General features: G+C 64.3%; 13 protein-coding genes. 3 read left to right on the forward strand and 10 right to left on the reverse strand.

What is annotated here, in order from left to right; genetic code table 11:
• Positions 1 to 287: 287 nt before the first annotated feature.
• The 8 genes from DTX69_RS06880 to DTX69_RS06915 all read right to left on the reverse strand — a co-directional run bounded on the left by DTX69_RS06880 (position 288) and on the right by DTX69_RS06915 (position 9,924).
• The gene (locus DTX69_RS06880) at positions 288 to 1,787 is read right to left on the reverse strand and encodes an aldehyde dehydrogenase (protein ID WP_119300800.1); all 1,500 of its coding nucleotides are present in this window, start codon (positions 1,785 to 1,787) and stop codon (positions 288 to 290) included.
• A gap of 274 nt (positions 1,788 to 2,061) precedes the next feature.
• On the reverse strand, positions 2,062 to 2,712 hold the full coding sequence (gene eda, locus DTX69_RS06885) for a bifunctional 4-hydroxy-2-oxoglutarate aldolase/2-dehydro-3-deoxy-phosphogluconate aldolase (RefSeq protein WP_119300801.1): 651 nt from the start codon (positions 2,710 to 2,712) through the stop codon (positions 2,062 to 2,064).
• Positions 2,709 to 3,671 carry a glucokinase gene (glk, locus tag DTX69_RS06890; protein WP_119300802.1) on the reverse strand — a complete coding sequence of 321 codons (963 nt, stop codon included), beginning with the start codon at positions 3,669 to 3,671 and terminating at the stop codon, positions 2,709 to 2,711. Before glk ends, eda begins: the two co-directional genes overlap by 4 nt.
• Before the next feature lie 3 nt (positions 3,672 to 3,674).
• Positions 3,675 to 5,501 (reverse strand): phosphogluconate dehydratase, encoded by a 1,827-nt coding sequence (edd, locus tag DTX69_RS06895; protein WP_119300803.1) that lies wholly within the window; start codon positions 5,499 to 5,501, stop codon positions 3,675 to 3,677.
• Between the two features lie 7 nt (positions 5,502 to 5,508).
• On the reverse strand, positions 5,509 to 6,234 hold the full coding sequence (gene pgl, locus DTX69_RS06900) for a 6-phosphogluconolactonase (protein WP_162916802.1): 726 nt from the start codon (positions 6,232 to 6,234) through the stop codon (positions 5,509 to 5,511).
• The gene (zwf, locus tag DTX69_RS06905) at positions 6,218 to 7,723 is read right to left on the reverse strand and encodes a glucose-6-phosphate dehydrogenase (RefSeq protein ID WP_456073056.1); all 1,506 of its coding nucleotides are present in this window, start codon (positions 7,721 to 7,723) and stop codon (positions 6,218 to 6,220) included. The genes pgl and zwf overlap by 17 nt, the downstream gene beginning before the upstream one ends.
• A 250-nt stretch (positions 7,724 to 7,973) precedes the next feature.
• The gene (locus tag DTX69_RS06910; protein WP_284735606.1) at positions 7,974 to 8,891 is read right to left on the reverse strand and encodes a carbohydrate kinase family protein; all 918 of its coding nucleotides are present in this window, start codon (positions 8,889 to 8,891) and stop codon (positions 7,974 to 7,976) included.
• A 16-nt stretch (positions 8,892 to 8,907) separates the two neighbouring features.
• Positions 8,908 to 9,924: an SIS domain-containing protein gene (locus DTX69_RS06915; protein ID WP_119300806.1), complete on the reverse strand. Its 1,017-nt coding sequence runs from the start codon at positions 9,922 to 9,924 to the stop codon at positions 8,908 to 8,910.
• 260 nt (positions 9,925 to 10,184) lie between these two features.
• Here DTX69_RS06915 and DTX69_RS06920 point away from each other — a divergent pair, with 260 nt between their 5' ends.
• Genes DTX69_RS06920 through DTX69_RS06930 form a run of 3 tightly spaced genes read left to right on the forward strand, consistent with a single transcriptional unit; the run spans position 10,185 to position 13,112 of the window.
• A complete protein-coding gene (locus tag DTX69_RS06920; RefSeq protein WP_162916804.1) occupies positions 10,185 to 11,387 on the forward strand; it encodes a D-alanyl-D-alanine carboxypeptidase family protein in 1,203 nt (400 codons plus the stop codon).
• 59 nt (positions 11,388 to 11,446) lie between these two features.
• Entirely contained in the window at positions 11,447 to 12,319 is an 873-nt protein-coding gene (locus DTX69_RS06925) for a phosphotransferase (protein ID WP_119300808.1), read from the forward strand.
• A complete protein-coding gene (locus tag DTX69_RS06930; protein ID WP_119300809.1) occupies positions 12,297 to 13,112 on the forward strand; it encodes an META domain-containing protein in 816 nt (271 codons plus the stop codon). The genes DTX69_RS06925 and DTX69_RS06930 overlap by 23 nt, the downstream gene beginning before the upstream one ends.
• Before the next feature lie 3 nt (positions 13,113 to 13,115).
• Here DTX69_RS06930 and DTX69_RS06935 read toward each other — a convergent pair whose 3' ends face one another.
• Entirely contained in the window at positions 13,116 to 13,985 is an 870-nt protein-coding gene (locus DTX69_RS06935; protein WP_119300810.1) for a dimethylarginine dimethylaminohydrolase family protein, read from the reverse strand.
• An 11-nt stretch (positions 13,986 to 13,996) separates the two neighbouring features.
• The gene (locus DTX69_RS06940) at positions 13,997 to 15,181 is read right to left on the reverse strand and encodes a pyridoxal phosphate-dependent aminotransferase (protein ID WP_119300811.1); all 1,185 of its coding nucleotides are present in this window, start codon (positions 15,179 to 15,181) and stop codon (positions 13,997 to 13,999) included.
• Positions 15,182 to 15,287 lie beyond the last annotated feature (106 nt).

Here is a 15,287-nt window from a genome sequence, read left to right on the forward strand (position 1 = left end):
CACCATCGAAACCACCTGGCGCGGCATCGGTCAGCTCATCGACGTCTTCACACCACAGGAATGCGCTAACTACTTCAGAAACTCAGGATACGCTCCAGAATGAAGGAATCACGCTCTATATCGTGCCGAGCCTTGCCTCGTCGTACTGGCGATGGCCGGTCTTTACGACAGCGCGATGTATCAGGGCATTGTCGGCGAAGTTGTGTTGCGGCGGTATGCGCTGCAATCTGCCGTAGCCGCTTAGCAGAAAGGGGGCGCCGTACGGCGCCCCTTCCAATCCGCCTAGTCTAGCTGATATTGATCCACGTTGCCTTGAGCTGCGTGTATTTTTCCATCGCGTGCAGCGACTTGTCGCGGCCGAAGCCGGATTGCTTGAAGCCGCCGAAGGGCGACGAGATATGGCCGTTGTCGAAACAATTGACCCATACCACGCCGGCACGCAGGGCCTGCGAGGTCTTGAAGGCCTTGTTGATGTCCTTGGTCCACACGGCAGCTGCGAGGCCGTAGATCGTGTCATTGCCGATCTTCACCGCCTCGTCCTGGTCCTTGAAGGTGATGGTGGAGAGCACCGGCCCGAAGATCTCCTCCTGGGCGATCTTCATGCTGTTCTTTACCCCATCGAACAGAGTCGGCTCGATATAATAGCCGCCGCTCTCAGCGCGCACGCGCTTGCCGCCGAAGGCGAGTTTGGCGCCTTCTTTGGCGCCGGCTTCGATATAGCCAAGCACGCGGTTCATTTGCGTCTCGTCCACCATCGCGCCCATCTTGGTCTTGGGATCGAGCGGATCGCCGGGCTGCAGGATCTGCGCGACCTTCTGGATCTTCTCGAGCACCGCGTCCTTGACAGACTCCTCGACAATCAGCCGCGAGCCTGCGTTACAGACTTCACCCTGGTTGAAAAAAATGCCCCAGGCGGCGGCCTCCGCCGCGGCGTCGAGGTCCGGCGCATCCGCCATGATGATGTTCGGCGTCTTGCCGCCGCATTCCAGCGAGACCTGCTTCATGTTGCTCTCGCCGGCATATTTCAGGAAATACTTGCCGACCTCGGTCGAGCCCGTGAAGGTGATGGCGTCGACATCCATGTGGCGGCCGAGCGCCTGCCCTGCCGTCTCGCCATAGCCCGGGATCACGTTGAACACGCCCTCGGGAACGCCGGCCTCGGCCGCCAGCTCCGCCAGGCGCAGCATCGAGAGCGGCGATTGCTCGGCCGGCTTGACCACCATGCAGTTGCCGGTGGCGAGCGCGGGACCGATCTTCCAGCTGCCCATGAGCAGCGGGAAGTTCCAAGGAATGACCGCGCCCACTACGCCCAGCGGCTCACGCCGGATCAAGGAGATGGCATTGGGCGGTGTCGGGGCGATCTCGTCATAGATCTTGTCGATGGCCTCGGCATACCAGCGGATGCACTGGATGGAGAGCGGCACGTCGATCGTGGAGCTGTCGCCGATCGGCTTGCCCATGTCGAGGGTCTCCAGCAGCGCCAGCTCGGTCGCGTGCTTTTCCATCAGATCCGCGAAACGCAACAAGACCTTCTTGCGCTCAGAGCCCGCGATCCGCGACCAGACGCCCTTCTCGAAAGCAGCACGCGCGGCCTTCACGGCGCGGTCGACATCCTCCTTGTCGCCCGCCGAAACCTGAGTCAGCGGCGCGCCGGTCGCCGGGTTTACGCAAGTGAAGGTCTTCCCAGAAGCCGCTGAAACAAAACGATTTCCGACGAAGCACTGGTTCCGGTAGCTGAGGCTGCGAGCCTGATCCTTCCAGCTGTCGACGCTGAGCGCGGCTGACATGGCAAATCTCCCTGACTGATGACGACGCGTGAACGCGCCCAAGGGGTGGCGGGAGTGTACCGGCCAGCCCTGCCCACCTTCAAGCCAGCCGCATATGACGTTTCTTGATCCCAGAATTGCTTAGCGGGCGTGGTGTGACGCCCATCACAGACCCGAATCCGTGGATGGGTCTTTACTCTCTTCCATCAGGCGGCGATCCACACCCATCCGTCCCCAAGGGTCGCCATCCTGGACCGGCGCCCGGAGCATCATCCCCTCCGGGCGCACTTTTCCTTCAGCACGAAACGATGTTGTCGAGCCCATCGGTGAAGGCGCGCGTCCGCCGCGCGATGTCCGCCCAGTCCCTTGCCTTGAGCGAGGCCGCTGGCATCGTGGAGGAACTGCCCACCATCACCACGTTGGGCAACGCCATGTAGGTGCGGGCATTCTGTGCATTGATGCCGCCCGTCGGGCAGAAGCGGATGTCGGGGAACGGCCCGGCCCAGGATTTCAGCATGGCGGCTCCACCCGCCGCCTCGGCCGGGAAGAACTTGAACTCGCTGAAGCCATGCTGCACGCCGACCATCACGTCCGACGCCGTCGCCGTGCCGGGCAAGTAGGGCATCTTCAGCTCATGCGCGATTTCCAGCAGCGCAGGTGTCAATCCCGGGCTGATCGCGAACTTCACGCCGAGCGCAGCACAGGTCTTCATCTGTGCGCAGGTGACGACGGTACCGGCACCGATCAGCAGCTTGGGCCGCTCCTTCAGCAGCTTGGCAATGGCGGCGGCGGCGGCGGCGGTTCGCAATGTGACCTCGATCGCCGGCATGCCGCCTTCCGCCAGCGCATCGGCCAGCGGCACCGCATCCTCGACGGAGTCGATTGCCACCACCGGCAATGCGCGAATGCCGCTGAGCAATGCAAACACTGAGGTTGGTCCGCTCATGTTCCCTCGCGATCGAATTGGCGGCGCACGCCGTAGAGGGCCGCGCGCCCTTCCAGGATAACCCAGATCGGCATCGACTGCAGAATGGCGGCGACCCGTCCCTTGTCGAGGAACCGATCGATGAAATTGCTGCGCCGGGCAAAGTCGAGCAGCTTGGGCGTGATGCCGCCGCCGATATAGACCCCGGCGCGCGATCCGAACGCGAGCGCCAGGTCACCGGTCACGCTGCCCAGCATGTCGAAGAACATCAGCACCGCATTGGTCGCGACCTCTTCCCCCGCCAGCGCGCGTCGCGAGATCTCTGGCGCGTCGACCTCTCCGCGCTGCTGCCCCGCTTCATCCGCGATGAAACGATAGACATTGACGAGGCCCGCACCGTTCAGCACGCGCTCGGCAGACACGCGGCCATACTTCTCCCGCATCCGCCGCCACAGCCGAACCTCTTCCTCGGTGTTCGGCGCGAAGCCGACATGGCCACCCTCGCCCGAGATGACCGCCCAGGCGTTCTTCCCCGCCGGCACATAGGCGCCGACGCCAAGGCCGGTGCCGGGACCAATGACCAGGCTGACCGAGGTCGGATCTGCTCGGCCGGGACGCAGCTCGGCCAATTGCGTGCCGCTCAGCACAGGCACGGAGGCGGCCAGCGCTTCGAAATCATTGATGACGACGAAACGATCGAACTGGAATTGCTGGCACAGATCGGCCTTCACGAAGCGCCACGAGGAGTTGGTGAGCTTGATCTCCGGTCCGCTCGCCGGGCAGGCGACAGCAAAGCACGCCTGGGTCGGACGCGGCCGTTTCAAATCCGCGAAATAGGCCGTGATCGCTTCATCAACCTTGGGGAAGTTGGCGGCATGCAGCACGCGCAGCTCGTGCAATCCGCCGTCCGCATCGCTGATGGCAAAGCGGGCGTTGGTGCCGCCGATATCGGCGACCAGCAGGTCTGCGCTCTGTGGCATGACTCACGCGGCTCCCAGCAGCGTGATGGCGCCCTGTTCCGGCGTGGTCGCGGTACCGCGCATGGAGGCGAACAGCTCCCGCCCGAAGCCGAACGCCGACTTGCGCGGATCGGGCCGCCATTGCGGACGCGCATTCCACTCGGCCACCGGCACCTCCGCCGTGAGGGTCATCTTCTCGGAATCCAGCGACACGATATCGCCCTCGCGCAGCCGCCCGATCGGGCCTTCGCTCGCCGCTTCGGGCGACACATGGATCGCCGCCGGCACTTTGCCCGACGCGCCGGACATGCGGCCATCCGTCACGAGCGCCACCTTGAAGCCCAGGTCCTGCAACACACCGAGCGCAGGGGTGAGCTTGTGCAGCTCCGGCATGCCGTTGGCACGCGGTCCCTGCCCGCGCACGACGACGATGGCATCGCGATGCAGCTTGCCCTCCTTGAAGGCAGCCAGCACGTGATCCTGATCGTCGAAGACCGCGGCCGGCGCGCGCACCACGCGATGCTGCGGATTCACCGCCGAGACCTTGATGATGGATCGGCCGAGGTTGCCGGTCAGCAACCGAATGCCGCCCTCGGAATCGAACGGATCGTTGGCCGGGCGCAGCACGTCGCGATCGCCGCTCTCCGCCGGCGCGTCGCGCCAATCCAGCCTGCCCTCGCTCAGCCAGGGCTCGCGGGCGTAGGCAGAAAGGCCCTTGCCGATCACCGTCTCGACATCGCCGTGCAGCCCGCCAGCCGCCAGCAATTGCCCGATCACAAAGCCGGTGCCACCAGCCGCCTGGAAGTGGTTCACATCGGCCTGACCGTTGGGATAGACCCGCGCCAGCAGCGGCGTCGCGCGCGAAATGTCCGCAATGTCCGTCCAGTCGATGCGGATGCCGGCGATGGAGGCCATCGCCACCAGATGGATCGTGTGGTTGGTCGAGCCGCCGGTCGCCACCAGGGTGGCGATCGCGTTGACGATCGCGCGCTCATCGACGACTTCGCCCATCGGGCGATAGTCATTGCCCTGCGCCGTGATCTCTGCGGCGCGCTGGGTGGCGGCGCGCGTGAGCGCCGTGCGCAACGGCGTGTTGGGGTTGACGAAGGCCGCGCCGGGCAGATGCAAGCCCATCGCCTCCATCATCATCTGGTTCGAATTCGCCGTGCCGTAGAAGGTGCAGGTGCCGGGCGCGTGGTAGGATTCGGACTCCGCCCTCAGCAGCTCGGCTCGCCCGACCTTGCCTTCCGCGTAAAGCTGGCGGATGCGGGATTTCTCGGCGTTCGGCAGTCCGCTCGGCATCGGGCCGCCGGGCACGAAGATCACCGGCAGATGACCAAAAGCGAGCGCGCCCATGAACAGGCCGGGCACGATCTTGTCGCAGATGCCGAGGCACAAGGCCGCATCGAACATGCCGTGAGTGAGCGCAACCGCCGTCGATAGCGCAATCACATCGCGGCTGAACAGCGAAAGCTCCATGCCGGGCTGGCCTTGCGTCACGCCATCGCACATCGCGGGCGTGCCGCCGGCGAATTGTGCAACGGCGCCGACCTCATCCGCCGCTTGCTTGATGATGGGCGGAAAGTCGGCATAGGGCTGATGCGCCGATAGCATGTCATTGTACGCTGAGACAATGCCGATGTTCGGCGCGCTCTCGGCCGCCAGCGCCTGCTTGTGGTTGGCATCGCAGGCCGCGAAACCGTGCGCCAGGTTCCCGCAGGAAAGATGCGTACGCTGCGGCTTCTGCATGCGCGCCGCCTGCATGCGCTCGAGATAGTCGCGGCGGCCGTCCGCGCTTTTCGCTTTGATCCGCTCCGTGACCTCCTGGATGGCGGCGTGCAACTGGGTCATGGGGCGTTCACTCGGTCCAGAGGAATTCCAAATCGTCCTTGCGATGGGACAGCAAAGCCGCGATTGGCGCGTCCGACGTGCCAGCCATCGCCTGTAAGGCTACCGTCCGTTTCGGCCGCCCGGAGATCGCCACCAGGATCAGCCGCGAATGGAGCAGCGCCGCGAGCGTCAGCGACAAGCGTGCATAGCCGTTCTGCGGCTTGTCCACCGCTACGCAGAGAGCGGGGCTGTGCAGATCGAGTCCGGCCTTCGTCTCCATCAGGCCTGGAAACAACGAGGCGAAATGCCCATCGGTTCCCATGCCGAGCAGTACCGCATCGAACGGCCGCGGCATCGAATTGATCGAGCGCTCCGCTTCGCTCAAGCCAGCGCTGGGCCGCGACTTGTTGCTGTAGAGCGGATGGAATTGGGCGGCACTCGCCTGGTTGCGCAGCAGCGCGTGCCGCACCAGATGCTCGTTGCTGTCGGTGTGAGTCGACTTGACCCAGCGCTCGTCGGTCAGACCGACATGCACTTTCGTCCAGTCCAGGTGCATCATCGACAACCGATCGAAGATCGGCTGCGGTGTCGTTCCGCCCGCCACAACCAGGCTCGCGGCGCTGCGCGACGCGATGCTCTCATCCAGCAATTCGGCGATCTTCTCGGCTGCCCTGTTGGCCCAGCTCGTGCGATCGGGACAATCGGTCCAGCGGACCTGCGCGCCACTCGGTGGTTTTTCAAGCATCGTCTTCATGCCAAGTCCTACCATCCCGCTCGATCAGCGCGATGGCGGCGCTCGGCCCCCAAGAACCGGCTGTATACGGCCTCGCCGGCACATTCAGTTGTGACCAGGAATCAAGGATGGAATCGGTCCAGCGCCAAGCCTGCTCGACCTCGTCCACCCGCATGAACAACGTCGGTCGGCCGCGGATCACGTCCAGCAGCAGGCGCTCATACGCGTCCGGAATGACACTGCCGAAGGTGTCGGCAAAGCTGAGGTTGAGCGCCGTCTGCTGCAGGCGCAGTTCGCCCGGACCGGGGCGCTTGTTCAGCATCTGAAACCGCACGCCCTCGTTCGGCTGCAGCCGCATGATGAGCCGGTTGGAGGGCGGCACCGAGCCATAGGTCGGATAGATGAAGTGTGGCGGCGTCTTGAACTGCACCACGATCTCGGAGCAGCGCTGCGGCAGGCGCTTGCCCGTGCGCAGATAGAACGGCACGCCGGCCCAGCGCCAATTGTCGATCTCCGCCCGGATCGCCACATAGGTCTCGCAGCTACTGGAGCCCTTGGCGTCGGTCTCGTCCAGGTAGCCCGGCACCGGCTGCCCGTCGATCGCGCCGGCGCGATACTGGCCGCGCACCGTCGCGTTGGCGGCCTCTTGCCCAGCCAGCATGTTGAGAGACTTCAGCACCTTCACCTTTTCGTCGCGCACGGAATCCGCATCGAGGGAAATCGGCGGCTCCATGGCAGTCAGGCAGAGGACCTGGAGCAAGTGGTTCTGCACCATATCGCGCAGCGCACCGGCGTGATCGTAGTAGCTCCACCGCCCGCCGACGCCGACCGTCTCCGCCACCGTGATCTGAACATGGTCGATGTGGGTGCGGTTCCACAAGGGCTCGAACAGCGAGTTGGCAAAGCGCAGCACCATCAGGTTCTGCACTGTCTCTTTGCCGAGATAGTGATCGATACGATAGATCTGCCGCTCGGCGAACCCTGCGCCGACCGCCTCGTTGATGGCGCGCGACGACGCGAGATCGTGGCCCAGCGGCTTTTCCAGGACCAGGCGCGTCTCCGGCGTGATGAGGTCGTTGCGGCCCAGATTGGCCGCGGTCGGTCCGAACAGATCGGGCGCGGTCGCCAGATAGAACACGCGCACCACCGACTGCCGATCCTTGAGCGCCCTGATCAGCGGGCCATAGGCATCCGGCCTGGTCGCATCCATGCCGGCATAGGCAAGACGCCTGGAGAAGCGCGCCCAGACTTCGGGATTGAGCGGCTTGCCCTTGGTTGAGAATTCGATGCAGGATTCCTCGACCAGTTTGATAAACTCCGCCTCGCTCATCTCGCCGCGCGAGACAGCGATGATGCGGCCATCCGGCGGCAGGCGGTTGTCGCGATCGAGTTCGTAGAGTGCTGGCAGCAACTTCCGCTTTGCCAGATCGCCACGGCCGCCGAACACGACCATGTCGAACGGTTCGCTGATCAAAGGGTTGCGCTGCGTACTCGGCGTCGGCATTTCCATCTGTCAATCTTCGGCTGCCGCATCCGGCAACGCTCCGTATGCCCGATCCGATCGTTGGAATTTTCCAAAATCCGTCACGATCGCCTGTCACCGGCACATCGGTGCTCGCAGGGGCGGCCGCCCTCTCCCTCTTTATCGAATGACCCAGAGCGAACCATTAGCGCAACCGGTCGGCAGCCGCAAATGAACATCCCCGGCCTGCGCCCAAAAACACGGTTTTTAGCGAAGTTCCGGGGCTGATTGGCGCCCCTCAGGTCTTGCGGGGCCCCAGGGCACTGCCCACCCCGTACTCCCTGGGGTGCGTGGAAATCGCCCGGCTTGCGATCGCGACGCCGGCGGCGATCGCGTCTTCGAAGGGTTCGCCCTTGGCACAGCTTGCCAGGTAGCCGGCATTGAATACGTCGCCTGCGCCCACCGTATCGATGGCGGTCACCGCCGGCGCGGACACATGGACGAAGCGGTCGCCGCTCAGGCCGGACGCGCCAAGCGGTCCCCGCTTCGCAACGACACGCGCGTCCTTCGGCATTGCCTGCGCGGCGCACTTCAGCGCCTCGTCCGTGTCGGCCGTCCCAAACAGGGAGGAAAGCTCAACCTCGTTCAGCAGCAGGTGGTCACAACGCGCGACCCAACTCATGGCTTGCGTTTGGACGTCGGCTGTCCAGCCGCCGATCGGCCATCCGGTATCGAGCGCGATCTCCATGTTCTGATCGGCCAGCAAATCGAACAATCCGGCGTACTCGGCCGCAAGGCGCGTGGTCAGGAAGCTGCCGACCACCAGCGCAACACCGTCGCGCAGGACTGTGAAATCAAGCCCGCGCTTCACCTCATCCAAACTCAAGCATTCAACGTGCCCATGCGTAGTGAGGAACGTGCGCTCGGAGTCCGGGTGGGCGATCCCGACGGAAAAGGTGGTCGGGCAGGTCTCGCGCGGCCACGCCCTGCTGTGCGCATGAAATACGCCGCGCAGCCAGTCGCCGAACATGTCGTCGCCGGTATTGGCGATCGCCTGGAACGGCACATCCATCGCCATCCACGCCAATGCCGTGTTGCCGACGCAGCCGGCCGGACGCACGTCTCCGTGGGCGACCATGGATTCCGTGCCCGGCTGCAGGACAGGCGGATGATCGCCGACGATGACGTCGACGTTCACATTGCCGATGATGGCCAACGGCCGCATGGATCAGCTATTCCGACCGCGTGATCTTGGTCGTGCGCAGCGGGATCCCGACGTCGGAGACGCGCTGTCCGGCAATACCAATGGCAAGCCTCTGCGCGCTCGGCAGCATGGTGAAAATGGCTGCGAGGCCGCTGGCCTTGGGAAACCGCAGGATGAGGTCGGCGTGGATCACGTCGGACCCTGAAGTATCGAACAGCAAGGTGGGCGAGCCGGCGGCGACCGTATCGCCTGCGAGACCGGCCACCAGGGACGTGGCTTCCTCGTCCGCGCAGAAATGCACCGCGCCTAGTTGCGGGCCGAGCGCCTCGAGCGGCCCGTGACGGAACTGTCCGCCCTCCAGCGCGTAGGCCGGCATGCGTGCGAGCTCCATGGTGCTGAGGGCCGCCGCCTCGGCCAGGCCGCGCAGCGCCCGCCCCGAATAGATCACAGCTTTGCAATTCTTCAGCAGTTTGACCGCCTCGGTGATGTCAAGCCGTACCCGCGCCCGCAGCGCCTCCAGGGATGGCTCGGCATCGAGGCCCAGGGCCGACAGCACGCGCAAATGCAGTGCCAGCGTGATCATCAGGCTCCGGGTCGCCGCAAACGCGCGCTCCGTACCGCCGGCGCCGATCAGGCTCGGCAGCGCGCGTCCCAAGGTCGAGGCGGGTTCAAGCGTGATGCCGAAGGCGGCGTCGTGCCCGCCAAGGGTCGCCAGGATGCGATGAACCTCCGCCGACTCTCCTGATTGCGAGGTCACGATAACCGCCGCATCGCTCAGATCCATAGGCGAGTAGAGCTGCTCCGACAGCGTCATAGCCACGGCCCGGGCGCCGAGCGCCCGATAGTCGACCTCGACCATGCGATTGACGGCATGCGACCCGCCCATCCCCAGCAAGATGACGCGCCGGCGTGATCGCAAGATCTCAGCGACCTGGGCCGCCACGTCAGCGGCGCCTTCATACGAGGCGAGCGCGTCATCGTGCTGGCGCGCCATCTCGTTGTCGATCGCCATCAGACCTTCGCCGGTGATCTTCCCTGCATTCATCCTGCTTCCACCTCTGCTTCAAGCGCTGGCGACTCAAGCTGCAGTCGCGATCATACCGTTAGCCATCCTCAATCCATAGTCCGCGCGACAGTCTTCATTACCTGAATCGCGTTCAACTATGGCGAGAGACTATTGAAGGCCGGATTCTGTCTGATTGTCACAGCTTTATCCATTCTGACCCTACCGCCGTTCACATAGAGTCGCGTTCTCTGCTGGCAATCGGACATCGGCATGCAATGGTAAGATCAAGCGTTGGGGGGATGGCTCGAGTTGGAATCCTCCTCCTGCTGTTGATCGGCATCGCCATTGGCACGTCCCGCGCCGCCTCCGCCGCCAGCATCGTGGTGGATGCCGGCACCGGCACGGTCCTCTCGGCGGAAACGCCCAATCACCTCTGGTATCCCGCGTCGCTCACCAAGCTGATGACGGTCTATGTCGCCTTGTCCGAGATCGAGGCCGGGCGTCTGCGTTTCGAGGACAAGATCGAGGTCTCGCAGCACGCCGCCCGACAGGCTCCGGTCAGGTTCGGCCTGCGCGCCGGCCAGGTCATCACCGTGCGCGACGCGATCAATGCAACCATCGTCGCGTCAGCCAATGATGCCGCCGTCGCATTGGCGGAAAAGATCGGTGAGACTGAGGGAGCCTTCGTGACGCGCATGACGGGCATGGCGATGGAACTCGGCATGACGCGCACATTCTTCCAGAATGCCAGCGGCCTGCCCGCAGATGGCCAAGTGACGACAGCGCGCGACCTGGCGGTGCTCGCCAGCGCGTTCCTGCGGGACTTTCCGCAGCATTACGAGCTGTTCAGCCAGCGCAGCGTCACGATCGGCACGCGTAGCCGTGGCACGGTCAATTCCCTTCTCGGGTCCTATGAGGGCGCGGATGGCATGAAGACCGGCTTCACCTGCGCCTCCGGATACAACCTGGTGGCATCGGCCGAGCGCGATGGACGGCGCCTCATCGGAATCGTACTCGGCAGCCGCAATGGCGGCGCGCGCACGCTGGAAATGAAACGGCTGCTAGATCTGGGTTTCTCTGGCAGCGCAGCGCCCGCCACCGATCTGACCGCTTTGGCCGATCAGTTGACGGAGACAGACGGTGAGGCGCCCCCCACCGTCCTCACTGGCGCAGACTGCGCCGCCCCGCAGCTGGTGGGCAGCAGCTTGATCGATTCGCCCGACGAACTAAGCGGCTGGGGAGTCGCACTGGGCGATTATCGCACGCGGTCCAAGGCGCAAAGAGCACTGCAGGACGCGCAGATGAAGCTCGGTGCCGCCGCGCGCGGCCGGCCCGCCATCATCACGCGGGGCGCGAATGGTCTCAGCCGCTATAGCGTCCTTTTTGCCGGCCTCGAGCAATCATCGGCCCAGCAGACCTGCAAAGCCCTGTCGGCCAAACGCAGCTATTGCGTCACCCTCAGTCCCAAGATCCTAGAGACCCGCTTCGCGAGCGCCCGCTAGCACGCATTGTCAGGAGTGCGCCTGCATGCCAGGATCGCCCCACAACATGGGGAGATTCGATGGCGGCAGTCGATGTGGCGCGGCATTTGCCGTGCTGGAAGGGCAGGGTCGAGCCAAAGCCGATCAAGGGTGGCATCACCAACGCCAACTTCCTGGTGGAGGATGCGGGCCAGCGCTATTTCGTGCGCGTGGGCGAGGACATCCCGATCCACGGCGTAATGCGTTTCAACGAGTGCGCCGCCAGCCGTGCGGCAGCGGCCTGCGGCTTGTCACCGGAGTTGCTGTACGAGGCGCCAGGCGCGCTCGTCTTCCGCTATATCGAGGCGAAGACCCTCAGCGCCGAGGACGTGTGCCCGCGCCCCATGCTGGAGCGCATCCTGCCGATGCTGCGCACCTGCCATCGCGACATCCCGAAGCAGGTGCGTGGACCGGTCCTGATCTTCTGGGTGTTCCATGTCGTGCGCGACTACGTGCACACACTGAAGGCCGGCAACAGTGCGCATCTCGCGGACGTCCCCTACCTGCTCCGCATGGCGCAGGATCTGGAGCAGGCGGTAGGCCCGGTCGAGATCGTGTTCGGGCACAACGACCTGCTGCCCACCAACTTCCTCGACGATGGCAAGAGGCTGTGGCTGATCGACTGGGACTATGCCGGCTTCAACTCGCCCTTGTTCGACCTCGCCAACCTCGCCTCCAACAATGAGGTCGCCGAACCTGATGAACGCTGGCTGCTCGAGACCTATTTCGAGCGCCCGCTCACGCCCCAACTCTGGCGCAGCTACCGCGCCATGAAATGCGCCTCCCTGCTGCGCGAGACCATGTGGAGCATGGTGCAGGAGATCCACTCCGAGCTCGATTTCGACTACCCCGCCTACACCGCCGACTATCGCAGCCGGCTGGAGCGGATGTATGCCAGCTTTCGCAAGGAATAAGCTTCTCTGGGCGGCATTGCTTCTCGGTTCGCTGGTCGCGGGCTATGGTTGTTGGTGGCTTTTCACAGATCGCGGATCGCTGTTTTTCGGTCGCGACGGAACGTCATTCTGGACGGTCACATCCTTCGCCGAAGAACCCGTCGAGCCGCACACCTTGCTTCTGTTCGATGAGAACCAATTGGTATTGGATGGACCCTGCGGGGCGCAACGCTGGGTCTACGAACGGGACGACGACGTCATCGAGATTTCCAGACCATCGGGCGCCACGTTGCGGTGCGCCGTAGCGCCCACGCCCCCGATTATCGACCAATTTAGCGCGGTCCGGACGACAGTGACGACGCTGAATATCGAAGGCGAACACCTGAAGTTGCTCGATGAGCAGGGAAAGCCTGTACTGGAGGCACAGCGCCTCGCGGCAACGAGTCTTGAGAATCGCACCTGGCACATCGAAAGCTTCCAGCTCGACGATGCGCTGACCTCGACAAGCGATGTGTTCGACGAGTCCGCACAGGTTCACATCACTTTCATACGGGGTACCTTGCATGGTTATGCCGGCTGCAGGTACCTGGTCGGGATGTACAAGTTGGATCCAGAGTGGATTCTCATTGACGTGCAGCACCATCCGGCCGCTTATTTTTGTCGACAGCGGAATGTGGAGCTCAGTGAGGCGATTCTCGCCGCGCTGTCGGCAAGTAATATCTTGACGCGTGAGCAAGACCGCATAGTCCTGAAGGACAGTGAGAACCGGATCCAGGCCATCCTCACGCCTTGGCCCACGCGCCCAATGCCGTGACGATCAGACCCGCATCAGCGGTCGCGTGAGGCAGGTGGGGCCGCCTTCGCCCGGCACGGAGATTGCGGCCGCTTCGATCACGTGCACCGTGCAGCCGGCGGCTTCCATGCGGCGCTTGGTTTCAGGGTTGCCCTTCACCATCACAACCTCGCGCGGCGCGATGGCGAGGACGTTGCAGCCCATGCTCGGGAACTCCTCATCCGGCACTTCGACCAGCTGCATGCCGTTGCCCACCAGCCATTCGCGGAACGGGATCGGCATCAAGGCCGAATAGACCAGCTGCAAGTCGCGATCGAGCGGCGAGATCACCGACATCAGGTGGAAGACGTCGCTCCGCCCCTTGTAGTGCGGCATGATGGCGACCTCGACATGCACGCCGGGCCCGACGATGTCCTTGAACTGACGGATGCCGTCATCGTTGGTGCGATAGGTGCGGCCAATCGCGACATTCTTCTCATCCAGCCAGATGAGATCGCCGCCTTCCACCTGCCCGTTGCCGGTGATCTTACCGATCACCGGAACGCCAGCCTGTTCGAAAGCGCGACCGTGGATCGCCGGCTCGCTACGGCGTGCCGGCTTTCCCATGTTGCACAGGATCACGCCGCGCGGGCACAGCATTGCCGCGTCGCGTACGTAGAGGCTGTCCATCGTCAGCGTATCATCGGGCGGCAGAAACACGATCTCAGCGCCGTTGCGCGCAAGGATGTCGGCAAAGGCGGCATGCTCCGTGACCGCGTGACGGAAATCTGGCGCTGTGTGATAGCCGAGCTCGCGCCATTCGCGATCCACCGTCGCCTGATCGATCATCGCGTCGGCCGGCCGGCGCATGGCGACGCGCTTCAAGCGTCCGTATTCATTCAATCCCGTGAGCATGCTTCCCCCTTCTATGCGGCGACGCCGGGCAAAGTCCGGACGAACCCGGCAATGCGGCGGCACGCCTCTTCCAAACTCTCGTCGTCGGCGACGAAGGAGACGCGGACATGCCCCTCCGCGCTTCTGCCGAACGCGGTTGCATCCAACACCGCGACGCCGGTTGCGTCATACAGCTTCTCGGAAAACGCGCCGGAGCTGAGGCCCGTGCCGCGCACGTCCAGCATCATGAACATGCCGGCATCCGGCGAGTGGCACTTGAGGCCCGCCACCTGGTTCAACCGCGCCACCGCGGCATCGCGCCGGCGCTGATAGGTCGTGCGCATGATCTCCACTTCTTCGAGGTCCCGCTCCAGTGCCACGAGTGCGCCACGCTGCAGGAAGGTCGGCAGGCCGTAGAGCATCGCCATGCTGAGATTGTGCACGTGATCAATCAGCGCCTTGGGCCCGATGATCCAGCCCATGCGCCAGCCGGTCATGGCATGCGACTTGGAGAGGCTGCTGATCGTGACGGCGCGCTCCGCCATGCCGGGCAGACCCGCGATGCTCACATGCTCCCTGCCGAAGATCAGCGTCGCATAGACCTCGTCCGATACGACCCACAGATTATGCTGGATGGCGAGTTGCGCGATCCGCTCGAGATTGTCCCGAGTGATCATCGCGCCGGTCGGGTTGCAAGGCGTCGCGAAATAGATCGCGCGCGTGCGCGGCGTGATGGCCTGCGCGACATCCTTCGCATCCAGGTGGAAGTCACTCTCCGCCCGCTGCGGCACCGGCACGATGGTTGCGCCAGGCGCCTGCAAGGTCGCCTCGTACGTGACATACATCGGCTCCGGCACGATCACCTCATCGCCGGGTGCCAGCAGGCACAAGGCGGACGCGAACAGCCCGCATTGCGCGCCCGCCATGACGGCGACATTGTCCAACGTGACCGGCTGGCCGGTCTTGGCGGCGAACCGCCGCGCGATGCCAGCGCGCAGTTCGTCGAGCCCGAGCAGATCGCTGTAATGCGTATCGCCCGCCTTCAGCGCGGCGATCGTGGCTTCGGTGATGGCCGCAGGCGTGTCGAAATCCGGGTCACCGACCGATAGGATGATGACGTCGCGGCCGGCGCGCTTGTCCTTGACCGCGCGATAGTGGATCTCCCACGCAGCGGCCCCTTCCCCGCCGAGCCGGTCGACCAAGGGCGAAAATCTCATGAATGCAGTCCTCAAGGCTCCTGACGCGCGGCACACTGCAAGAGCTTGTGGGCGCGGTCAAGCAGGGCGCCTTCACGACCCGGCCGTTGGCCCATCGTGGTCATTG

This window comes from Dongia deserti (assembly GCF_003574735.1).
Classification (GTDB): domain Bacteria; phylum Pseudomonadota; class Alphaproteobacteria; order Dongiales; family Dongiaceae; genus Dongia_A; species Dongia_A deserti.